Origin of the sequence: Enterococcus sp. AZ104, assembly GCF_050546705.1 — a bacterium.
In the GTDB taxonomy this organism is placed as follows: Bacteria; Bacillota; Bacilli; order Lactobacillales; family Enterococcaceae; genus Enterococcus; species Enterococcus faecalis.
On sequence record NZ_CP172952.1, the window covers coordinates 351,827 to 372,912 of the forward strand.

The window sequence follows — 21,086 nt, forward strand, 5'->3', positions numbered from 1 at the left end:
ATGACTTGGTTAAATAAACAAGTACAAAAACGTCCCGATCATCCTGCTTTTTATTTTCAGGATGAATCTTGGACGTTTTTAGAAGTGCAACAAGAAGTCAGCCAGTGGGTAGCCACATATCAACAGGTGCTTGCACCAGAAGAAAAACGTGTGGCTTTATTCAGTAAGAACAGCAAAGAGTTGTATTTTTCAATTCTAGCCTTATGGGAATTGGGGAAAGAGTTATTATTTTTAAATACGCATTTGACACTTGCTGAACTGACTTTTCAGTTAAAAGATGCGCAAGTTAAAACGATTATCGGTGCGCCTGAAACGCAGGCTTTGTTAGAAGAAATTTCTTTTGTCGACGTTCAGCCAATGGTTAAAAAACAGCATAGTCTTTCACATCAGGAGTTTCAACAGCCAAGTGACCTAGAGTCGGTGGCTTCTATTATGTATACATCTGGAACTACAGGACAGCCTAAAGGGGTCTTGCAACGGTTTAAAAATCATTTGGCCAGTGCTAGAGGCACTCAAGAAAATATGGGGATTACTGCTGAAGATTGTTGGTTGTGTGCAGTCCCATTATTTCACATTAGCGGATTGTCGATTGTTGTTCGACAACTCGTCTTAGGTTGTAGTATTCGCCTTTACGATAAATTTGATGAACAGCAAGTGACACAAGATTTACAAGAAGGCCGTGGCACCGTCATTTCAGTGGTTGCGACAATGTTACAAAAATTATTGTCTGTCTATCCTGAAGCTGGCTACAGCGCCAGCTTTAAAGGAATGCTATTAGGCGGCGGACCGATTGCTCCGGATAAATTAGCGCAGTGTGAGGAAAAAGGGATTCCAGTTATTCAATCTTATGGGATGACGGAAACGTGTTCGCAAGTTGTTGCCTTGAAATTTAAAGATGCGGCACTGAAAATCGGCTCTGCTGGGCAACCGTTAAAAGATATGCAGATCAAAATTGTTGATGAACTAGGACAAGAACAGCCAGAAAAGCAAGTCGGGGAAATTTTACTTAAGGGACCAAACGTTGTTTCAGGTTACCTTAACCAGCGTCAACCTGAAAAATGGACAGCAGATGATTGGTTTAAAACAGGCGACATGGGCTATTTAGATGCACAAGGTTACCTGTATTTGGTTAGTCGTTTAAGTGAACTCATTATCTCTGGTGGTGAAAATATTTACCCCACTGAGGTTGAACAGGTGTTACAGGCGATAACAGGAATTAAAGCAGCGGCAGTTGTAGGAGAACCAGATGCGCAATGGGGAGCCGTCCCAGTTGCTTATGTGATTAGTGACCAAGAACTCACCTTAGCGCAAATTCAAGACCAGTGTTCACGAAAACTGGCAAAATATAAACGACCGAAACGCATTTATTTTTGTCATTCTTTCCCGCAAACAGCAAGTGGAAAGATTGCCAAACATCGTTTCATGACAGAAGAAAGAGAGGCGTTTTTAATCAGATGAAATTGCCTGATGAATTACGACAAGCCTATCAGAAGAATGCCCGTCAGTTCAGTTGGGTTTTTCCATTAGAAACAGAACAAACAGCCTTGGCAATTTTTGCCGCTGGTGAAAAGGCATACCAAGGAGAACGTTTTTTTTGGCAAACGCCGAAAAAAGATTTTGCTTTGGTTGGCTTCGGATATGAAACTATCTTAAAAGGCGCAGAAACAGAAACGCAGCAATTGAACAACCTTTTAAAAAAAGAGGCGGCAACTCGTTTTCAAAATATGTCTATTTCTGGTACGGGGGCTCTTCTGTTTGGCGGTTTGCCTTTTGATACAGAACAAACGCCTACTGAGGCCTGGGGAGAGTTAGGGGAAGGTTGGTTTTATCTACCAAGTATTCTATTTACTTTTTCAGGTTCACGTATTTATGGAACGCTGAACTTTTCAGGTTCTAGTGAACAAGAAGTCGAGGAACGTTGGTCGACTTTGGTGGCTCAGTTTGATCGCTTGTTAGCTACCTGTGAGGAGTTGCCAGCTGTAGCGGAAACAAAGATTGACAAGGAAGAAGTTGCCGTGACTGAATGGCTACAAGCTGTCAACGAAACAGTAGCAGTCTTAAGAGAAGATGGCCCTTTAAAAAAAGTGGTTTTGGCTCGACAACTTGCTGTGAGCAGTCCTGAAAAAATTCGAAGTAACCAAGTGCTCGTTAATTTAATGGCACAACAACAAAATACGTATTTGTTTGCTTTAGAAGCCAAAGACACAAGTTTCATTGGTGCAACACCAGAACGACTTCTGTTGGGTACTAAAGAAACGTTTGCGACCGCTTGTATTGCAGGAACCATTAAAACGGGTCAAACACCAGAAGAAACGAAAGCTTTAGGAGCACAACTTTTGCAAGACCGCAAAAATACAGGAGAACACCAAATTGTGGTGGAACGTTTAGCGAAAGAGTTGGCGAAGATGACGACTTCTGAAAACAGTATTCAAGCACCCATTATTTTGGAAAATCGAGATGTACAACATCTTTATGTGCCAATCTCGGGTCAACGTAAGCCGGGAATTTCGTTCTTGGAAAGTGTGATGCAACTACACCCAACGCCAGCTTTAGGCGGTGAGCCCAAAGAGTTGGCAGTCGAATGGATTCGACAATATGAGCCAGGGAGTCGTGGGTTATATGGTGCGCCAATCGGTTGGATTTCAGGGAATGATGATAGTGGCGAGTTTGCTGTGGCCTTGCGTTCAGGTGTCTTTGCTGGTCAGCAAGGCGTTCTTTATGCAGGTTGTGGTATTGTTGCGGATTCCCAAGCAGAGCTAGAAAGAGAAGAAACGAAAATAAAATTTCAACCGATGTTACGAGGAATTGGAGGGCAGGTTTAATGAATCATCAAGAAACAATGACCGATTATTTAATGGCCTTTATTGAAGGCTTAAAAAATAGTGGGGTTGAACAAGCAGTCATTAGTCCAGGGTCCCGTTCCACACCACTGGCTTTATTACTTCATCGGGAAACCGCAATCCAAACTTTTGTCGATGTCGATGAACGTTCCGCTGCTTTTTTTGCTTTAGGATTAAGTAAAGCGAGTCAAAAACCAGTGGTCTTACTTTGTACCTCTGGAACAGCAGCTGCAAACTATTATCCAGCAATTTGTGAAGCCAATATTAGCCATGTGCCTTTAGTCGTTTTAACAACAGATCGGCCGCATGAGTTACGTCAAGTTGGCGCTCCTCAAGCCATGGAGCAATTACAAATGTATCAAAATCACGTGAAATTATTTGTTGAAATGGCTTTGCCAGAAGCAACAGAAGAGATGTTGAATTACGCCTATTGGCAAGGCGCTAAAGGAGCAGCATTCGCGCAACAAACGCCTGCAGCACCTGTTCATTTGAATTTTCCTTTGCGGGAACCATTATTACCTGACTTAGAGAGAAAAACAAAGAGTTCTCAACAAACGGCTTTATTCGCTGGTCAATCAATCCTTTCTACAGAACAAGTGCAACAGCTAGCGGATCAATGGTACCAGAAAAACGGCGTTTTGGTTGTCGGTGGCAGTCATACAGAGGAAGAAGCGTCGTTATTTATTCAATTAGCCGAAGCTTTGAAATGGCCGTTACTAGCGGATCCTTTAGCAAACATTGTGACACATGGGCGAAATAGTGAAGTTATTATTGCACACAGTGACCTGTTTCTAAATGTGGCGACCTTGCCACAAGAACCAGAAGTGGTAGTGCGCTTTGGTTCACTGCCAATTTCTAAAAACATCATGTTATGGTTGAAACGCTTAGCAACGACAGAGACTGCTTTTTATTTTGTGGACGAAAGTGGTCAATGGCAAGAGCAATTGAAAAAATCACAAACAGTTATTCAGGCAAAGGAAACCACGTTTGTAGAACAACTGCTAACGGTTGTCAAACCAACAGAAGCGACTTGGTTAGCACAATGGCTCCTGCTGGAAAAAACGGTCTCTGAAGTTCTTCTAGAAACGCTGAACGCGACAGAATTAAATGAAACAACAGCCAGCTTAGCTGTTCACCAAACAATGAAAGAGAACGGTCAGTTATTTGTATCTAATAGTATGGCTATCCGCTACTTAGATCGATTTATGGATAGTCGCCCTTATCGGATGTTTGGAAATCGCGGCATCAACGGGATTGATGGGATTGTTTCAACTGCTTTAGGAATGAGTGCCGTAGCACCGACACAGCAAAACGTTCTACTGATTGGTGATTTAGCGCTATATCATGATATGAATGGTTTATTTTTGGCTAAACGTTATCAGTTGCCGTTAACAATTGTTTTATTAAATAACAATGGTGGCGGGATTTTCTCTTTTCTATCTCAACGAACTTTACGTGAGGACGATTTCGAGCCTTTATTTGGAACACCGCTTGATTTAGATTTTTCGTTAGTTGCTGAACTTTACGGTGCTTCGTATCAAGAAGTCAAAACAATCGCGGAGCTCAAGCAAACTTTACAAGCAGCGGCTGAAGAACCACAATTTCAAGTGATCGAAGTCAAAGGAAATCGTCAAGAGAATGTTCATTTGTACGAATCAATTTTAGCTGAAATTGGTAGACGAGTAGAAAGACAGGGGATTTCATGGAACGGTTAATTCGGGGGATGCAGTACCATTATCAATGGTTAACACCTTTTGATGCAAAGCGAACGACAGTAGTCTGTTTACACGGTTTCACAGGAACGTTAGCCACGTTTGCAGCCGTTTTTCCCAGTCAAACACCTTATAACGTTTTAGGCATTGATTTACCTGGGCATGGCGCGACTGCTAGTTTGGTAGCACCAGAGCGTTATACCATGAAACAGGTTTGCCATGATCTTGCTGAACTAACCGAATCGCTAAATTTGCCTTGCTTTTGTTTATTAGGCTATTCAATGGGCGCTCGAACAGCTTTAGGTTTTGCATTACATTATCCACAAAAGGTACAGCATCTTTTATTGGAAAGTGGATCACCAGGTTTGGCCACCGCCGCAGAACGTCAGACTCGTATCTGTCAAGATCATCGTTTGGCGGAACGTCTCTTAGAGGAACCGCTGGTGGATTTTATTGATTTTTGGCAAGAATTACCGTTATTTCAAACGCAAAAAGCCTTGTCTGTGGCACAGCAAATGGCCATTCGTCAGGAACGTTTGAGCCAATCGGCCTTTGGATTGGCTAGTAGTTTGTGGTATATGGGCACAGGAGCGCAAGAGAGTTACTGGGAACGTCTAGCAGAATTGCAGCCGATTCCTACCGATTTATTGGTAGGCGGCGAAGATCAAAAATTTATTGGAATTGCGAAAAAAATGCAGGCACGTCAACCGTTGTTGAGGCTGACAATTTTTCCTGAAGCAGGACATTGTATCCATTTGGAACAACCAACGATTTTCTATGAAAAGGTGACAGCGTTATTGGAAGGAGCCATCTGAATGAACATTCAATCAATTGAAACCTATCAGGTTCGTTTGCCTTTAAAAACGCCGTTTGTCACGAGCTATGGTCGCCTGGAAGAAAAAGCGTTTGATCTATTTGTAATAACGGATGAGCAAGGAAATCAAGGGTTTGGCGAATTAGTGGCTTTTGAGCAACCTGATTATGTGCAAGAAACGTTGGTAACCGAACGCTTCATCATCCAACAGCATTTAATTCCGTTACTTTTAACAGAAGCGATTGAACAGCCGCAAGAGGTTTCAACAATTTTTGAAGAAGTTAAAGGGCATTGGATGGGAAAAGCTGCGTTAGAAACTGCCATCTGGGATTTATATGCCAAACGGCAACAGAAGAGTTTAACTGAATTTTTTGGACCAACGCGGAGGAAAATTCCTGTAGGGATTAGTTTAGGGATTCAAGAAGACTTACCTCAATTACTTAAACAAGTTCAGTTAGCTGTAGAAAAAGGGTATCAACGAGTGAAGCTGAAAATTCGTCCCGGTTATGATGTGGAACCCGTTGCTTTGATTCGTCAGCATTTTCCTAACTTGCCTTTAATGGTCGATGCCAATTCAGCGTATACATTGGCTGATTTGCCTCAATTACAACGTTTAGATCACTATCAATTAGCGATGATTGAACAGCCTTTTGCTGCAGATGATTTTTTAGATCACGCACAATTACAAAGAGAACTGAAGACAAGAATTTGTTTGGATGAAAATATTCGTAGTCTCAAAGACTGCCAAGTGGCGTTAGCATTGGGCAGTTGCCGTAGTATCAATTTGAAGATTCCTCGTGTAGGTGGGATTCACGAGGCGTTGAAGATTGCCACATTTTGCCAAGAAAATGATTTATTGGTTTGGTTAGGTGGTATGTTTGAGTCTGGTGTTGGTCGCGCATTGAATTTGCAATTTGCGTCACAGCCTACCTTTTCCTTTCCAGGTGATATTTCAGCAACGGAACGCTATTTTTATGAAGATATCATCACGGAACCTTTTATTTTAGAGCAAGGGACAATGACCGTGCCTCAGGGACTTGGTATTGGTGTTACACTTTCCCAGACGAATTTGCTAAAATACAGTCAGTATCAAAAAATCATGTAATGATAACAAAATTGCGCCTATGACTATGCAGAGAAGCATAATCTAGGCGCAATTTTTTATTTTTCTAATTGACTCGCTGCGGCTTCATCCAAGAGAACCGTTAAATTTGGATGGAGTTGAAGAATAGAGGCAGGATACGTTTCTGTGACAGGTCCTTGGAGCACTTGTTTGACCATCTGAGCTTTTTGTTCACCATTTACAATTAGGACAAGATGCTTAACTTTCATGATGCTGGCTGGCCCCATCGTAACAAAGGTCATGCCTGGCTGCATCATTTCAGGAACAAACCAAGGCTCTGAACCAGTGACGGTCACTTGGTAAGTTTCATTTTTAAAATGAGTGGTAGTGGGCATGTTCCCACAAAAATGACCATCTGCTCCTAAGCCAATTAACATCAAATCTAAGCCGCCTGCGTCAGCAATCCGTTGTTCTTGTTGTTGAAAGTTTTCAACAGTTAATGGATGGATGTTTTGCTCGGATATTTCTGCAGGTGTCAAATACAGCGTCCGCAAATCTGTCAGGGTAATGCCTTCCTTTTGATGAGGAACTGGGATTTCATCAAAGTTATAATAATGAACATTATCAAAGTCAGATGAATTTTTCACAATCGAGGCTAATTTTTGGTAAACAAGTGTTGGCGTTTTGCCAGCGGTAATTGATAAATTCACTCGTTTATCTTGGCTCATCGTGCTTAGAAGTAACATTTTTGCCCATTCACTCATCGTGTCGAAATCTTGTTTAATTAAAATTTTCATACTTGCACACTCCATTCTTTGAATAAGCTAAGTATAATTTGTGGGAACCATCCCATGTCAAGTTCTTCACAAAAAGGATTTAATTAACGGTAGACAAAAGAAAGAGGGGCAGCCGTCAAAACGACGACTGCCCCTCTTTTTAAAGCTTAAGATAACCTACAACGAGTTAACTTTTTAGCTTTCTGCTCCACTTGCTCCAACGCTGGTCTAAACGTTCTTTTGACCAACACTGTTTAACAAAGAATTTTATTTTATTGTTCTTTTAACCATTTTTCTAGTTGTAAACGTTGCACTTTCATAGTAGCTGTGTGAGGGATTTCGTCAAAAGCCATAATGATAGGTTCGTTTAAATGTGGTAAATCGGCTACTTGTGTCCACCAAGCGTCCCAATCCATTTCTTCCCCAGGGACAACCGCTAAAATTGGCTGAGGTTCATTTTCTTTGCCACGGACAATAATCACTTCTTCTAAGAAATCTAATGCATCCAATAAATGATCTTCAATAGCTAAATTACTGTCGATGTTTTCAATTAGATCTACTTGGCGATCTTTCAAGAATAAGTGGCCGCGTTCATCTAACATTCCGTAATCGCCGCTGTCCCACCATTCGCCGTAGACATTTTCTGCAAAGCGGGCATCTTCTTTGTAATATGTTAAGGCCCGTCCTTTTGATAAGAATTGGATATGGCCGTCCGTCATCGCAGGTAAAACTTGTCCTTTTTCATCGGTAATTCGAGCTTGTGTTAAATCCTCTAAACCAACACCCATGTCACGAGCATCTGAATCTTTTAGGGAGTCTAAAGTATGCGCTCGTAAGATCATTGGCCCGCATTCACTTTGTCCATAAACTTGTAGGAAAATTGGTTCATTGGCAGCAGATGCTTTTAAGAAAGCCACCATTGTAGCGTTGTTAATTGCATCAAAAGTAGAATGATAATAATGGACACTAGCGAAAGCTTCAGGTTTTTCTTTAGCCAAACGAACCCATTGAACGAAGTTATTGGGGTGTGTTTCTACAGCGATTGGTTGATAGGTGCTGAACATTTCAGCGACTTTTTCGCTCGAAGCATTTGCTAAAGGCATCATAGGGAAGCCCATGGCCATTAAAGAAGACACACCAATGTTAAAACGAGAATGAACTGGCGAAATATGAAAGCCAACTAATTTCTTTTCAGCAATTTTTGTAAAAATGGTTTTTTGCCATTTTGTACGCCAACCCATAGAGTGATTGGAATGACAGATAAGTTTAGGAATACCTGTTGTTCCAGAGGTGTGAGTCATGTAGGCAATTTCGTCTTTAGTCAGTTCGTCTTGAGGAACTTTCGTGGCATCAGCTTCTAAAAGAGAAGCAACCGAAAGTTTTTTATTGGCAGAGCTGTTACGAACAGCTTGAACTTTTTCAGCAGTCACATCATCAAATAAAATATAAGGATCTTCTAAACGATCAACGAATACTTCAATTGTTTCAAAAGGTAAATGATATGAAACCATTACAGGAACGGCTGCTAGATATGAGGCTGCAACAGCTAGTAAATACGTGTCGAATTTAGGACTTTTATAAATAATAATTTTGTCGCCTTTTTTTACACCTAAAGCGGCTAATTGATATGCCCGTTTCAAAATTTCTTGATGGCTTTCACCATAAGTTGTTTCTAAGCCAAGTGCAGGAAAAGCAGGCAAAGATTCATCAAAAATAATTGGAACAGTTGGTGTTTTTTCTGCGGCTTCTTGATAGTTTGTGTAGAGGTTTAATGGTTGATAATCAAGTAAGTGTGTCAAGGGAAAGTCTCCTTTGTAAAATAGTTTGTGTACAAATGTACAAGTTCACTTTATCCTATCATAGAATGGGTTCTTTTTCTACGTCAAAAATACAACGTTAAATGTTATTTTTTATTATTCACAAGCACAACGTTTGCTGTATCTGGCAAAGTTTCCTACAATAATTATGTAAGTAACAAGTTCTCAGAAGTGTAAAACTTTACAAAGGAGAGGAATTTACATGAAAAAAATCTATGAAACAACTATCATTAATACAGGTGGACGTGCAGGAGAAGTTCACTCACCGGATAAATCATTTTCTTATGCGGTTGCTTCGCCAGGTGTCAAGAAAGAAAATACAACAAATCCAGAACAATTATTCGCAGCGGCTTACAGTGCTTGCTTTAACGGTGCATTAGAATTAGTGATGGATCAAGAAAAAGTCGAAGGTAAAAGTACAGTAACTGCACGTGTTTCCTTATTCCAAGGAGAAGATGGATTTAGCGTTGGTGCTGAATTAGAAGTTCATATTGATGGGGTAGATCAAGCTAAAGCAGAAGAACTTGTTAAAAAAGCCCACGAAATTTGCCCATATTCTAAAGCAACAAGAAATAATATAGATGTTAAATTAACAGTGATTTAATTAAAAAAGAAGCGCTTTGTCTATACGACAAAGCGCTTCTTTTTTAGATAACAGTCCACAAATTATACATATTTAACAAAATAACTAAAAAAACAACTAAACTATAAATTTGGGCGACCCGTTGTTGAGATAATTTTTTACTGAAAAGACCGCCGACATAACCACCGAATAAAGCGGCAGGAATAATAGCCCAAAGCATTGTCAAATCAAAAACCGCAAACCCTGTGGTCAAGCCGATATTGCCAAGTTTGGCGAGTTGGGAGAAAAAAATAGTAATGATGGAATAGACAGTTGCTGATTTGATATCCATTCCAAAAAAGAGAATAAGGCAAGCTACATTAATGGGACCGCCACCGATGCCTAAAAAGGTTGATAGAATCCCTAAGCCTAATCCGACAATCAGAAAAATGCTCAATCCGTTGAGGTGTAAGTGCCAGTTGGAAAATTGATTGTAGAGAAGAACCAAAACCAAGGTCAGCAACATGATGATATATTGGATTAGTTGTACTTTTTCTTCATTTGGCGCTAGTGCAATCGCCTGATTAAGAAGTAAATCACCTAACATGCCGCCGACTAAGGAACCAAACGAAATACTCGCGGCTTTTTTCCATTCAATTTGGACACCATTTTGATACTGTTTATAAGTCGAAGAAATGGACATGACAAAAACAGCGACACTTGAATAGAACGCAATACTATTTAACGAATGGAACCCAAGAAAATCCAAAACAGGCTTAATAATGACGCCTCCACCCATCCCAGAGAGCGCCCCAACTGTATTGGATAGAAAAATAGTTATGAAATAAATCAGCAAAACCCGCACATAATCACTCCTAAACCGTTTTCTTTTAGTATAGCACAAAAATTATATAAGAAATGTAATTTCATTTAAAAATATTTTTAAAAAGAACTTGAAATGATATTTCTTTAATGGTATTCTACAAATACAAAAAAGAAAACGCATTCAAGGAGGATGAGAAAGCATGACAGTATCGATTGGTATTATTTTGATTTTATGTCTTTACACAGTTGTTGGTGTACTTGACCAAATTTCTATTCAGATTGGTCCATATACACCATTGTTTGCTGCAACGTTTACTGGCCTAGTCTTAGGAGATGTTCAAACAGGTTTGATGATTGGGGCAACGCTTCAATTGATGACATTAGGCGTAGCGACTTATGGAGGAGCAACAGTCCCAGACTTTCTTTCAGGGGCCATTATGGGAACGGCTTATGCAATCATTTCAGGGAAAGGGGCAGAGTATGGTATCGGAGTTGCGGTTCCGATTGGGTTATTATTGACACAACTAGATATTTTAGGCAGAATGGCTAATACGTTTTTCCAACACAAAGCAGATCGCTATGCGGAAGAAGGCAATTATAAAGGGGTCGAGCGCTGCAATGTTTTAGGAATTTTTCCTTGGACGATTTCTCGTGTCATCCCAGTTTTTATTGGCCTAGCTTTTGGTGAACAAGTTGTAAACGCTATCAATAATTGGATTCCTATTTGGGTGATGAATGGGCTAAAAGCAGCAGGCGCTATTTTACCAGCGATGGGGATTGCTATTTTAATGCGTTACTTACCAATTAAAACATACTGGCCCTATTTTATTATTGGGTTCGTGTTACTTGCTTATGGGGCCCAATTCTTCTCAGTTTTAGGTGTCGCACTGGTTGGCTTGGCTTTAGCAGCGATTTATGTGATGAATCATAACAAAGGCGGCGCAGCTACAACAAGTGGCACGGTTATTTACGAAGATGATGAGGAGGTTGAGATTGATGACTAACAAATTAACAAAAAAGGATATTAATAAAGTTTACGTCCGTAATCTTTTTGGCTATCAGTGGGGCTGGAACTATGAAAAAATGCAAGGACTTGGTTACGCTTGGGTAATGATGCCTGCATTAAAGCGACTATACAGTGAAGATCCAGTAGCTATGAAGAAAGCCTTGAAGACACATCTTGGCTTTATGAATACAACGCCAGCCATGTCGCATTTAATTGTCGGAGCTGATATGGCTTTGGAAGAAGAAGTCGGCATTGAAGATGAAACGGCCATTACTGGTTTGAAAACAGGTCTAATGGGTCCGTTTGCTGGTGTTGGTGATACCATTTTTATCGCGATTTATCGTGCGATTGTTTTTTCGATTGCAGCTTACATGGCGCAAGGGGGCCAGGTTGTTGGGTTAATGATCCCGTTAATTGCCGGAGCAGTGGTCCTATGGGTTCGCTATAAATTCACTTGGATTGGTTACCATCAAGGGAAAAAAATTGCGACAGAATTTGCGGATAAAATGAAATTGTTTACGCAAGGTGCAGCTATTTTAGGGTTAACGGTGGTCGGCGGTTTGATTCCTTCGGTAATTACTTACAAATTAGATTTAACTTATAAAATGGGAGATGTAACATTATCAGTTCAAGAAATGTTGGATAAAATTTTACCCGCATTAATTCCTTTAGGGATTGTTCTTTTATCCTATTGGTTACTAGGGAAAAAGAAAATGAATTCAACACGGCTAATCTTTGTTTTAATTTTAATTGGCATGGTTTTAGGCAATTTACAACCAATGTTGGCTTGGGTTGGCGGTTTATTTTAAAAAAATAGTATATAATAGGAGAGATTTATTATGACAATTGTACATGCAAGAGTAGATGAGCGTTTAATTCACGGACAAGTTGCAACCGTTTGGACGAATACGGTTGGCGCACAAAGAATCATGGTAGTAAATGATGCCGCTGTCAAAGATCAATTACAAATTGGTGCCTTAAAAATGGCTAAGCCTGCAGGAGTTAAATTATCCATTTTATCAAAACGTAAAGCGATTGAAAAAATTTTAGCAGGCAATTATGATGAAGAAAAAGTCTTTTTAATTACGAAAGACATTGCAGACATGGCGGCTTTAATTGATGGCGGTGTTCCGTTACAGAGCTTCAATGTCGGCAATATTTCTCAAAAAGAAGGCAGTCGAGCAATTAAAAAATCTGTTGCATTAACCGATGAAGATATTCAAACCGTTCGTCGTTTAACAGATAATGGGGTGACTATTACCGCACAGATGATCCCTTCTGAACCAAACGAAGCAATTTTAACTTTCATAAAATAGAAATGGAGATGAGAAGATGGAGCCAATCCGTTCAATCAGACAAAAATATAAGGACTTTTCCAAAGTAAATAAGAGAATCGCAGACTATATACTGAAGGATCCGACCCGTCTTCTCTCATTAACAGCAAACGAAATTGCTAGCAATAGCGAAACTTCTCCAGCATCAGTTACCCGTTTTTCTAAACAATTAGGATTTGACAGCTGGGAAGAGTTAAAACTATCCATTGCAGCGGTACAAGCTGCCAGTAACGGTAAAAAAGATATTGATCCAATTGTAGCGGCGGATGATTCGGTGGATACTATTTGTATGAAAGTGGAATCTTTATTAAATGCTACGATTGAGGATTTATTTTATACAGTGGATAAACAAGCCTTGGAACGAGCAATCGCGCATGTTAAAAAAGCGGAAAAAATTCATTTGGTTGGAATTGGTGCCTCTTCTTTAACGACTTATAATCTTTATCACAAGTTTAACCGCGCTGGTCGCCAAGCGATTTTTAATTATGATAGTCACATGATGTTGGAGTTTTTAAATTATGCAACGGCACAAGACATTTTGATCACGGTCTCCTATAGTGGTTTGACAAAAGAAGCCTTAATCGCCTGTGAAATTGCCAAAAATAGAGGTGCAACGGTTATTTTTATTACCAGTAACGATGGAGAAAACGTGCGATCATTGAGCGATGAAGTTCTTTTAGTCCCCAATAATGAGCACCTCATTCGAGTTGGGGCTATTTCATCGATTGCTTCGTCAATGGCAATTGGCGATGTTCTGTATTTAGGTTCAATTCAAGATGATTTAGACACAGAAATTGAACGCAATATGATTGAAACGAGTCAACTTGTCAGCCGTCTAAAAGAGAAGTAGGGGTGTGCAAGCAAATGAACTTAGAAGGATTAACGACAGAAGCCAGAAATGAAGCGACTAAAAAGATTGACCAAGTGTCAACATTAGAAATGGTAACTTTAATAAATCAAGAAGACCAAAAGGTAGCACAAGCAATTGAAAAGGTGCTTCCGCAGATCGCTGCAGCAATTGATGCAGCGGCAGAACGATTTAAAAAAGGGGGCCGTTTAATCTATTGTGGTGCAGGAACGTCTGGACGTTTAGGTGCTTTGGATGCGATTGAATTAACGCCCACATATAGTGTGTCGCCAGAACGCGCATTTGGTATTTTAGCTGGTGGTGAAAAAGCAATGTATCAAGCAATTGAAGGCGCTGAAGACTCGAAAGAATTAGCTATCGAAGATTTAACGCAACATCAATTGACCGCCCGAGATGTCGTAATTGCGATTGCTGCTAGTGGTCGGACACCATATGCTGTTTCCGCAATTGAATACGGAAAAAAAGTGGGCGCTCTAACCATTTCAGTTACCTGTAATAATCAAAGTCCGATGAATCAATTGGCGGAAATTGGGATTGCGCCAATTGTAGGACCGGAAGTCATTACAGGATCAACTAGAATGAAAGCGGGTTCAGCACAGAAAATGGTGTTAAATATGTTTTCAACAGGGATTATGGTTAAAGTAGGGAATATCTATCAAAATTTGATGGTCAACGTACAACCAACGAACGAAAAATTAATTCAACGTGCCACGAATATCATTAAAGAAGCAGCAGAAATCGAGGAATCGCAAGCCAAAGAATACTTGGAGGCATCACAGCTAGAAGTGGCACCAGCCATTGTAATGGCGAAAGCCCACGTTGATTTTCAAAAAGCCAAACAACTATTAGCAGAACATGACGGACGGATTTCAGAAGTTTTAGCATAGAAGTGGTGAACAATGAATCAAATCGCAATTCAAGAAACAATTCAGAGACTGATTAATCAGCAAGTCGTTCCGGGTGTCGCTTGGGGGACGATCACAGAAGATAGCTTATCAGAACAGTATACGGGCTTTTTAGGTAATACTGGTCCATTTGCAAGACAAAAGGTTTCATCAGCTAGCCTGTATGATTTAGCGTCCTTAACGAAAGTTATTGGGACAACAAATCGAATGTTACAATTAATCGATACAAATCAGCTTACTTTTTCAACCACTGTGGGGGAAATCCTACCTGATTATCAAGGACTATCTTGTTCGATTGGGGAGCTTCTACTGCATCAGAGCGGACTGCCAGCTGATGTTGTCGATAAGAAAAATGTCACAAAAAAAAGCTTGCAAGAAATCATTTTAACGCATTCGTTATCTGAACGAGGGAAAACCACTTATTCTGATTTAGGGTATTACTTATTGGGAGAAATTATTCAAGTATTGGATCGCTGCTCATTAGAAGAGAGCTTTCAAACATACTTATTTCAACCAATGAACCTACAGCATACAAGTTTTACGGTCAGCGATTTTGCCCAGGCAGTGCCCACAGAGATTACAAAACAACGCGGCGTTATTCAGGGAGTGGTCCACGATTCGAAAGCCTATCAACTAAAAGCGCCAATTGGCAGTGCAGGTTTATTTGCAACTTTACCAGATTTACTCACTTTTGTTCAGTGTTTTATGAACAATCGCTACCCGTCTGGCAAATCATTATTTTCTGAAAAAATGATCGATGCTCTCTGGTCTATGAACCAAGGGGGACGTACATTTGGTTGGGAAGTGAAAAAGACGCAAGCAGGGGCAGGCTATTTGTATCATACTGGCTTTACTGGAACGGCGATTGGTATGAAAAAAGAGACCAAAGAAGCCCTAATTTTGCTGACGAATCGGATTCATCCCACTCGTGAAGAACGTGGCTTTCTGAAAGCACGAACAAAAATTTATCAGCAGTATTTTTAGGAGGATATGATGAAACCAAAATTAATTTTAATGAGCCATGGACGGATGGCAGAAGAAACCTTAGCTTCTACTCAAATGATTGTCGGGGAATTAGCAGATGCTGCGATTGTGTCAATGACCGCAGAAGATGGCTTGAGCGGCACGCAAGCAAAACTGGCAGCAATCTTAAAAGAAGCTGGCAATGTCCCGACGCTTGTATTAGCTGATTTAAAAGGAGGAACACCTTGTAATGTGGCTATGATGGCCATGGGCACTTATCCGCAATTGCGAGTAGTCGCTGGACTTAATTTAGCAATGGCAATTGAAGCAGCCGTCTCACCTGTGGAAAATGTGGATGAATTAGCTGCATATTTAACGCAAATTGGCCAATCTGCGGTGACCACGATTGACTTACCTGAATTAACAGATGAAGAAGAATTTGAAGAATAGAAAGAGGTCGGGACGGAACCGTTTAGCTCCGAGAAATAAGAAGGAATTTCCGAAAATTGCTTTTTAATTTTTGGAGAATTTCGGCTTATTTCCGAAGGAGTTGGTTCTGTTCCCGCCGTTTATCAGGTTTTGAGCCTGGAACAAAAATCCAAAGTGATTTTTGTCCCAGGCTCTTTTTTTAAGAACCAGGGATATTCCGTGGTTCGTTTTTGGTTGTGACAAAGAAAAAGAATAGACTCAGTAAAATAACTAGGATGCCATCGTTAAACATCGGATTTACGAAGTTTAAAATAGCACTTAAGATAACTGGCACGGTAGCACAATACGTAATAATTTTTAAACAATCAATCAAACGTAAAGAATAAAAACGTAATTTTGAATAGAGAGATGCACCGATAGCGGCAATCAGTAAGTCTAAAACTAAACCGATTAGAACAGGGTAGATAGCCACTAAAAAGACAATGAGTTTTGTCCACCAAGGGATTGCTGCTTCACTTAGCGCAGTCTTGATACTCTGAGCGTTAACGCCATCTAAGGTTCCTTTACTATAGGGGAAGATAAATTGGTCGGTGCCTAGAATTGATTCAGTTGCTCCTGAATTCGGTAAGGCGACTACAAATTCATCTTGTAAAAAAGCCAAACCAAACGCATTGCCAATTAAATCCTTTTGGACATCAGCGGCTGTACGCTTTCCATCTGGATCAAACGTAAAAATAATCGAGTCGGTTTGATAAATAAAGCCAGATTCTTTGGCCTTTGTTTGCAACGTGCCATTTTCAATAGAAAAGTCAGGCAACTTTTCTGCAATTTTTTGGCCATCTTGTTGCACCTCTTGTAGCACAGAAAAGACTTGTTTGGTAATAGGTAGTGCTAAAATAGCGCTTAAAAAAACAGCATAGAGAATTACTTTCCAAAACGCCATTTTTTTCGCATGCCGTAATTCTGAAACTGAAAAAAAGGCCTGCTTAAATAATTGCAATGTATTCATTTATTTACTCCTCACATCATTCTTCTACAGGTCATTCTAGCGAATTTATGAGGGAAACACAAGGTAATCTCCCTCTTTTGTAAAACTTTTCTTTTGGCAAGCAAACTATTTTGTAGAAAGCGGTTCACTCTGTTATCATAATAGTTGTATGAAAGACGTATGTTACATACTAAAAAATAGGGGGATTTAAAAAATGACTTACACATTACCAGAATTACCATATGCTTATGATGCATTAGAACCTTACATTGACGTGGAAACAATGCACTTACACCATGATAAACACCACAACACTTATGTGACTAACTTAAACGCAGCGATTGAAAAACATCCAGAATTAGGCGAAAAATCTGTAGAAGACCTAATTTCAGATATGAATGCTATTCCTGAAGATATCCGTACAGCCGTTCGTAACAATGGTGGCGGTCACGCAAACCATACATTCTTCTGGGAAATTATGGCACCAAATGCTGGTGGACAACCAACTGGCGCTATTAAAGAAGCAATCGATGAAACATTTGGTAGCTTTGATGAAATGAAAGCTGCTTTCAAAACAGCTGCAACTGGCCGCTTTGGTTCAGGTTGGGCTTGGTTAGTTGTGAATAACGGTAAATTAGAAATCACTTCAACACCAAACCAAGATTCACCATTAATGGATGGCCAAACACCTGTTTTAGGTCTTGACGTTTGGGAACATGCGTATTACTTAAAATATAAAAACGTTCGTCCAGATTACATTGAAGCATTCTGGAACGTTGTTAACTGGGATAAAGTAAACGAACTTTTTGCAGCAGCAAAATAAGTTTGCCAATTGTGAAGGAAAGAGTCAAATGACGGCTGTCATTTGACTCTTTCCTTTTACAAATCCAGGGTCGAAATAGTTGTTCGTTTATGGCATACTAAAGTAAGTAGGGAAAGATAACGGATACATAAAGAAGGAGCTAAAAAAATGAATGTTATGATGCAAAAAGTACACGGGTCAGAAAATGATTTCTTTTTATTGGATGAAACACAGTTTGAGCGTTCTTTAACCGCTGAGGAAATTGAGCAATTGCGCATCCAGTTATGTTCGCGGGAAACAGGATTATTGGCGGGAGCAGATGGGTTACTTTTGGTAGGAGAAGGGACTCACGGCACGTCCAATGCTAGAATGCGAGTGATTAACAGCGATGGTAGTGAAGCAAGCATGTGCGGGAACGGCTTGCGTACGGTTGCCCGTTATTTATCTGAAAAAAACCAAGAAAAATCATTTACAGTTGAAACAATGTTTGCAGATTTGAAAGTACGTCAAGCCCCCAATTTAGCTGAAGAAGTAGCGACTTACCAAGTGGAAATTTCACCAGTAAGTTTTGAAGCAGTCACTATCCCAATGCATTTAGGGGTCCAAACATTAATTGATGAAATCGTACCAGCCTTATCTAACACCATTCGCTTTACAGCGGTAGCAGTGCCTAATCCGCACCTTGTAGCATTTGTGGATCACGAAACCTTAAATGGTCCAGAATTTGAACGAATCGCTACCTATGTAAATAATGAAAATCCATATTTTCCAGAAGGGATAAATGTGAGTTTTGTTGAAATTCTTGGCAAAAATCAACTATTTGTTCGAACGTATGAACGTGGTGTAGGTTTTACAAGTGCTTGTGGGACAGCTATGTGCGCAAGTAGTTTACTTTATACGTTATTGAAAGATGGTGTTTTTTATGAAGAAATAACCGTCAAAAATGCTGGAGGTATGGTGAAAACAGTCGTCCACGAAACGTCTGATGGCAGTTATTGGATGGAATTAATTGGGAATGCCACGATTACGCATTTGATTGAAGGATCACTGACTGATTTACTAAATGGTGCATTTGAGAAAATAACTATCACTGAAACGAATGAACAGAAACATTATCAAGAATTTCTGCAAACACTTTCTCAAAAATAACAATTGTTCCTTGATAAAGCGCTCTTTTATTTTACAATTGTGTTAAGTTCTTGTTCCAAAAAATAAAAAATATTGCTTGAATAAGCAAACTATGAGAAAATAAAGGGCATGAATTAAGAATTATTCTTAGATAAACGAGGAAGTGTCTTATGAAACTATGGAAAAAAGTAGTACTGGGCTTCTTGAGCGTCTTGCTAGTGGTAGTAGCTGGGGTATGTGCTTACGGGATTAAGATGTATTCAGATGCCAATTCAACAATTAATGGGATCTATCAATCAGTTAACCGTAAGTCCAATAAAGGAGCCACGGCCAATATTGATGCGCAAGAACCATTCTCTGTTCTTTTAATGGGGATTGACACAGGCGATTTAGGCCGAACAGAACAAGGTCGTTCAGATACTACAATGGTTGTAACCATCAACCCGAAAGAAAACAAGTCCACAATGATCAGTTTGGATAGAGATATTCTAACAGATATTGTTGGAAATGACACACAAGACAAATTGAACCATGCCTATGCATTTGGTGGCGCCGAAATGGCGATTAATACAGTCCAAGAATTACTGGATATTCCCATCCATCACTATGTATCCATCAATATGAAAGGGTTAAAAGACCTGATTGATGCGGTAGGCGGTATTGAAGTAGATAATACGATTGGTGAATTTACGTTGGACGGTATTACTGTTCCAGCAGGTAAAATCAAGTTAGATGGCACGACAGGTTTGGCTTATGCGCGGATGCGTCACGAAGATCCTGAAGGAGATGTGGGTCGTCAACGCCGCCAACGAGAAGTTGTTGAGAAAATTGTGCGCAAAGTCATGAGTTTTGACGGTGTTTCAAAATATCGAAAAATTCTTGATGCTGTTGAAGCCAATGTAAAAACAGACTTAACTTGGGATGACATGATGGACATCCAATCAAAATATTTGTCTGCCTTTAAAACAATTGACTCTGAACAATTACAAGGATACAGTGCAACTATTGATGATATTTATTATCAAGTCCTAGATCCAAATAGTTTATACAAAACACAAACAACACTTAGAAAACAACTTGGTTTAAAAGAACATGCTTCTGAACGTGAAAAAGATTTAGCCTTTTATAATCAGTTTAGCTATGCTGTTACAGATACTGCACTGATTGGTGAATCTGGTGATTCAAGTGCCAATAGCTCTACTAGTTCGAGTAGCACAGCGGACACCACAGCCGGTCAAACAGAATACAACGGCAATACGCAACAAGCAGCAGAAGGAGCCTACGATCCGAATACGTACGTTGACCCAAATACGTACACAGATCCAAACGCTTATGCTGATCCAAATACGTATGTGGATCCCAACGCACCACAATATTAATCTGTTAAACAAGCTCGAAAACTTCTATTTCTGATGGAAATAGAAGTTTTTTTCTTTTATTCTAGAAATTTTTTTCAGAAGGTGTTATAATTGGACTATACCAAAATAAACCGTAAGGAGCGTGTCAAAATGCAAATTATCCGTGTAGCAAATGCAGAAGAAGGCGGCAAAAAAGCGTTTGAATTAATTAAAGAAGGTATGAACAATGGTGCGAAAGTTTTAGGCTTAGCAACAGGTAGTACACCAGAAACATTATACAAAGAAATGACAGCAAGTGATATCGACTTTACAGAAATGACTTCTGTAAACTTAGATGAATATGTTGGTTTAGGTGGCGAAGATGAGCAAAGTTACCGTTATTTCATGAACAAACACTTATTCGACAAAAAACCATTTAAAGAAACATTTGTACCAAATGGTAAAGCAGAAGATTTAGATGCTGCTTCCGCAGAATATGAAAAAATTATCGATGCACATCCAGTAGATATCCAAATCTTAGGTATTGGTCAAAATGGACACATTGGTTTCAACGAACCAGGCACACCTCTAGATAGCTTAACACATGTCGTTGAGTTGACTGAATCAACAATCAACGCAAACAAACGTTATTTTGACAAAGTAGAAGATGTCCCAACACGTGCTGTTTCTATGGGGATTGGCTCAATCATGAAAGGTAAAAAAATGATTTTAATGGCTTATGGCGAAGCAAAAGCAGAGGCCATTAAAGGAATGATTGACGGACCAGTAACAACAGACATGCCAGCAAGTGCATTACAAAACCATCAAGATGTTGTTGTAATCATTGATGATGCAGCTGCAAGTAAATTATAATCGTTGATGAAAAAGAACTTGAAACATAAGGATTTCCTTATGTT

The 21,086-nt window shown here is 39.7% G+C and carries 21 protein-coding genes; 17 read left to right on the forward strand and 4 right to left on the reverse strand.

The genetic code is table 11. The features are described from left to right. From IGJ37_RS01800 to menC, 5 genes are read left to right on the forward strand one after another with little or no spacing between them, the layout of a single operon-like run. Entirely contained in the window at positions 1–1,458 is a 1,458-nt protein-coding gene (locus tag IGJ37_RS01800) for an o-succinylbenzoate--CoA ligase (protein ID WP_325814978.1), read from the forward strand. Next, a complete protein-coding gene (locus tag IGJ37_RS01805; RefSeq protein WP_156248654.1) occupies positions 1,455–2,822 on the forward strand; it encodes an isochorismate synthase in 1,368 nt (455 codons plus the stop codon). The genes IGJ37_RS01800 and IGJ37_RS01805 overlap by 4 nt, the downstream gene beginning before the upstream one ends. Next, positions 2,822–4,555: a 2-succinyl-5-enolpyruvyl-6-hydroxy-3-cyclohexene-1-carboxylic-acid synthase gene (menD, locus tag IGJ37_RS01810; RefSeq protein ID WP_202575803.1), complete on the forward strand. Its 1,734-nt coding sequence runs from the start codon at positions 2,822–2,824 to the stop codon at positions 4,553–4,555. Before IGJ37_RS01805 ends, menD begins: the two co-directional genes overlap by 1 nt. Then, positions 4,543–5,367 (forward strand): 2-succinyl-6-hydroxy-2,4-cyclohexadiene-1-carboxylate synthase, encoded by an 825-nt coding sequence (gene menH / locus IGJ37_RS01815; RefSeq protein WP_010819179.1) that lies wholly within the window; start codon positions 4,543–4,545, stop codon positions 5,365–5,367. Before menD ends, menH begins: the two co-directional genes overlap by 13 nt. After that, positions 5,368–6,471 carry an o-succinylbenzoate synthase gene (gene menC / locus IGJ37_RS01820; protein WP_002373222.1) on the forward strand — a complete coding sequence of 368 codons (1,104 nt, stop codon included), beginning with the start codon at positions 5,368–5,370 and terminating at the stop codon, positions 6,469–6,471. 56 nt (positions 6,472–6,527) lie between these two features. Here the strand turns inward: menC and IGJ37_RS01825 are convergent, their stop codons facing one another. Together IGJ37_RS01825 and IGJ37_RS01830 are read right to left on the reverse strand one after the other, a co-directional pair. After that, positions 6,528–7,226 (reverse strand): glucosamine-6-phosphate deaminase, encoded by a 699-nt coding sequence (locus IGJ37_RS01825; protein ID WP_002375854.1) that lies wholly within the window; start codon positions 7,224–7,226, stop codon positions 6,528–6,530. A gap of 251 nt (positions 7,227–7,477) precedes the next feature. Beyond that, a complete protein-coding gene (locus tag IGJ37_RS01830; RefSeq protein ID WP_002397005.1) occupies positions 7,478–9,004 on the reverse strand; it encodes an AMP-binding protein in 1,527 nt (508 codons plus the stop codon). A gap of 220 nt (positions 9,005–9,224) precedes the next feature. Between IGJ37_RS01830 and IGJ37_RS01835 the strand changes: the two genes are divergently transcribed. Further along, positions 9,225–9,626 carry an organic hydroperoxide resistance protein gene (locus IGJ37_RS01835; protein ID WP_002355332.1) on the forward strand — a complete coding sequence of 134 codons (402 nt, stop codon included), beginning with the start codon at positions 9,225–9,227 and terminating at the stop codon, positions 9,624–9,626. Between the two features lie 43 nt (positions 9,627–9,669). On the opposite strand, the gene IGJ37_RS01840 is transcribed toward IGJ37_RS01835, so the two are convergent. Then, positions 9,670–10,440, reverse strand: a complete 771-nt coding sequence (locus tag IGJ37_RS01840) for a sulfite exporter TauE/SafE family protein (protein WP_225581367.1) — start codon at positions 10,438–10,440, stop codon at positions 9,670–9,672. A 169-nt stretch (positions 10,441–10,609) separates the two neighbouring features. On the opposite strand from IGJ37_RS01840, the gene IGJ37_RS01845 reads away from it, so the two are divergent. From IGJ37_RS01845 to IGJ37_RS01875, 7 genes are read left to right on the forward strand one after another with little or no spacing between them, the layout of a single operon-like run. Next, on the forward strand, positions 10,610–11,413 hold the full coding sequence (locus IGJ37_RS01845) for a PTS mannose/fructose/sorbose/N-acetylgalactosamine transporter subunit IIC (RefSeq protein WP_002358431.1): 804 nt from the start codon (positions 10,610–10,612) through the stop codon (positions 11,411–11,413). Further along, positions 11,406–12,224, forward strand: a complete 819-nt coding sequence (locus IGJ37_RS01850; protein ID WP_010777381.1) for a PTS system mannose/fructose/sorbose family transporter subunit IID — start codon at positions 11,406–11,408, stop codon at positions 12,222–12,224. Before IGJ37_RS01845 ends, IGJ37_RS01850 begins: the two co-directional genes overlap by 8 nt. A 30-nt stretch (positions 12,225–12,254) precedes the next feature. Further along, a complete protein-coding gene (locus IGJ37_RS01855; protein ID WP_002355337.1) occupies positions 12,255–12,731 on the forward strand; it encodes a PTS system mannose/fructose/N-acetylgalactosamine-transporter subunit IIB in 477 nt (158 codons plus the stop codon). Positions 12,732–12,747: 16 nt separating this feature from the next. After that, the gene (locus IGJ37_RS01860; RefSeq protein WP_002355339.1) at positions 12,748–13,599 is read left to right on the forward strand and encodes a MurR/RpiR family transcriptional regulator; all 852 of its coding nucleotides are present in this window, start codon (positions 12,748–12,750) and stop codon (positions 13,597–13,599) included. A gap of 14 nt (positions 13,600–13,613) precedes the next feature. Next, a complete protein-coding gene (gene murQ / locus IGJ37_RS01865; protein ID WP_025186939.1) occupies positions 13,614–14,504 on the forward strand; it encodes an N-acetylmuramic acid 6-phosphate etherase in 891 nt (296 codons plus the stop codon). 12 nt (positions 14,505–14,516) lie between these two features. Continuing rightward, the gene (locus IGJ37_RS01870; protein ID WP_325814937.1) at positions 14,517–15,506 is read left to right on the forward strand and encodes a serine hydrolase domain-containing protein; all 990 of its coding nucleotides are present in this window, start codon (positions 14,517–14,519) and stop codon (positions 15,504–15,506) included. Between the two features lie 9 nt (positions 15,507–15,515). Further along, entirely contained in the window at positions 15,516–15,935 is a 420-nt protein-coding gene (locus tag IGJ37_RS01875; protein WP_002363016.1) for a PTS sugar transporter subunit IIA, read from the forward strand. A gap of 178 nt (positions 15,936–16,113) precedes the next feature. On the opposite strand, the gene IGJ37_RS01880 is transcribed toward IGJ37_RS01875, so the two are convergent. Then, complete coding sequence (locus IGJ37_RS01880; RefSeq protein WP_002355344.1) at positions 16,114–16,923, reverse strand: DUF1189 domain-containing protein; 810 nt, start codon at positions 16,921–16,923, stop codon at positions 16,114–16,116. Positions 16,924–17,116: 193 nt separating this feature from the next. Between IGJ37_RS01880 and IGJ37_RS01885 the strand changes: the two genes are divergently transcribed. The 4 genes from IGJ37_RS01885 to nagB all read left to right on the forward strand — a co-directional run bounded on the left by IGJ37_RS01885 (position 17,117) and on the right by nagB (position 21,042). Next, a complete protein-coding gene (locus IGJ37_RS01885) occupies positions 17,117–17,725 on the forward strand; it encodes a superoxide dismutase (RefSeq protein WP_002361201.1) in 609 nt (202 codons plus the stop codon). A gap of 147 nt (positions 17,726–17,872) precedes the next feature. Continuing rightward, positions 17,873–18,853, forward strand: coding sequence for a diaminopimelate epimerase (gene dapF, locus IGJ37_RS01890; RefSeq protein WP_002377925.1), 981 nt, complete (start codon positions 17,873–17,875; stop codon positions 18,851–18,853). Between the two features lie 149 nt (positions 18,854–19,002). Beyond that, positions 19,003–20,211: an LCP family protein gene (locus tag IGJ37_RS01895; RefSeq protein WP_002383706.1), complete on the forward strand. Its 1,209-nt coding sequence runs from the start codon at positions 19,003–19,005 to the stop codon at positions 20,209–20,211. 129 nt (positions 20,212–20,340) lie between these two features. Further along, positions 20,341–21,042, forward strand: coding sequence for a glucosamine-6-phosphate deaminase (gene nagB, locus IGJ37_RS01900; RefSeq protein ID WP_002379080.1), 702 nt, complete (start codon positions 20,341–20,343; stop codon positions 21,040–21,042). Positions 21,043–21,086 lie beyond the last annotated feature (44 nt).

Bases quoted from the DNA above. Each gene is read 5' to 3' on its own strand.
- IGJ37_RS01800 (WP_325814978.1), top strand. From the start codon at position 1: ATGACTTGGTTAAATAAACAAGTACAAAAACGTCCCGATCATCCTGCT.
- IGJ37_RS01805 (WP_156248654.1), top strand. From the start codon at position 1,455: ATGAAATTGCCTGATGAATTACGACAAGCCTATCAGAAGAATGCCCGT.
- menD (WP_202575803.1), top strand. From the start codon at position 2,822: ATGAATCATCAAGAAACAATGACCGATTATTTAATGGCCTTTATTGAA.
- menH (WP_010819179.1), top strand. From the start codon at position 4,543: ATGGAACGGTTAATTCGGGGGATGCAGTACCATTATCAATGGTTAACA.
- menC (WP_002373222.1), top strand. From the start codon at position 5,368: ATGAACATTCAATCAATTGAAACCTATCAGGTTCGTTTGCCTTTAAAA.
- IGJ37_RS01825 (WP_002375854.1), bottom strand. From the start codon at position 7,226: ATGAAAATTTTAATTAAACAAGATTTCGACACGATGAGTGAATGGGCA.
- IGJ37_RS01835 (WP_002355332.1), top strand. From the start codon at position 9,225: ATGAAAAAAATCTATGAAACAACTATCATTAATACAGGTGGACGTGCA.
- IGJ37_RS01845 (WP_002358431.1), top strand. From the start codon at position 10,610: ATGACAGTATCGATTGGTATTATTTTGATTTTATGTCTTTACACAGTT.
- IGJ37_RS01850 (WP_010777381.1), top strand. From the start codon at position 11,406: ATGACTAACAAATTAACAAAAAAGGATATTAATAAAGTTTACGTCCGT.
- IGJ37_RS01855 (WP_002355337.1), top strand. From the start codon at position 12,255: ATGACAATTGTACATGCAAGAGTAGATGAGCGTTTAATTCACGGACAA.
- IGJ37_RS01860 (WP_002355339.1), top strand. From the start codon at position 12,748: ATGGAGCCAATCCGTTCAATCAGACAAAAATATAAGGACTTTTCCAAA.
- murQ (WP_025186939.1), top strand. From the start codon at position 13,614: ATGAACTTAGAAGGATTAACGACAGAAGCCAGAAATGAAGCGACTAAA.
- IGJ37_RS01870 (WP_325814937.1), top strand. From the start codon at position 14,517: ATGAATCAAATCGCAATTCAAGAAACAATTCAGAGACTGATTAATCAG.
- IGJ37_RS01875 (WP_002363016.1), top strand. From the start codon at position 15,516: ATGAAACCAAAATTAATTTTAATGAGCCATGGACGGATGGCAGAAGAA.
- IGJ37_RS01880 (WP_002355344.1), bottom strand. From the start codon at position 16,923: ATGAATACATTGCAATTATTTAAGCAGGCCTTTTTTTCAGTTTCAGAA.
- IGJ37_RS01885 (WP_002361201.1), top strand. From the start codon at position 17,117: ATGACTTACACATTACCAGAATTACCATATGCTTATGATGCATTAGAA.
- dapF (WP_002377925.1), top strand. From the start codon at position 17,873: ATGAATGTTATGATGCAAAAAGTACACGGGTCAGAAAATGATTTCTTT.
- IGJ37_RS01895 (WP_002383706.1), top strand. From the start codon at position 19,003: ATGAAACTATGGAAAAAAGTAGTACTGGGCTTCTTGAGCGTCTTGCTA.
- nagB (WP_002379080.1), top strand. From the start codon at position 20,341: ATGCAAATTATCCGTGTAGCAAATGCAGAAGAAGGCGGCAAAAAAGCG.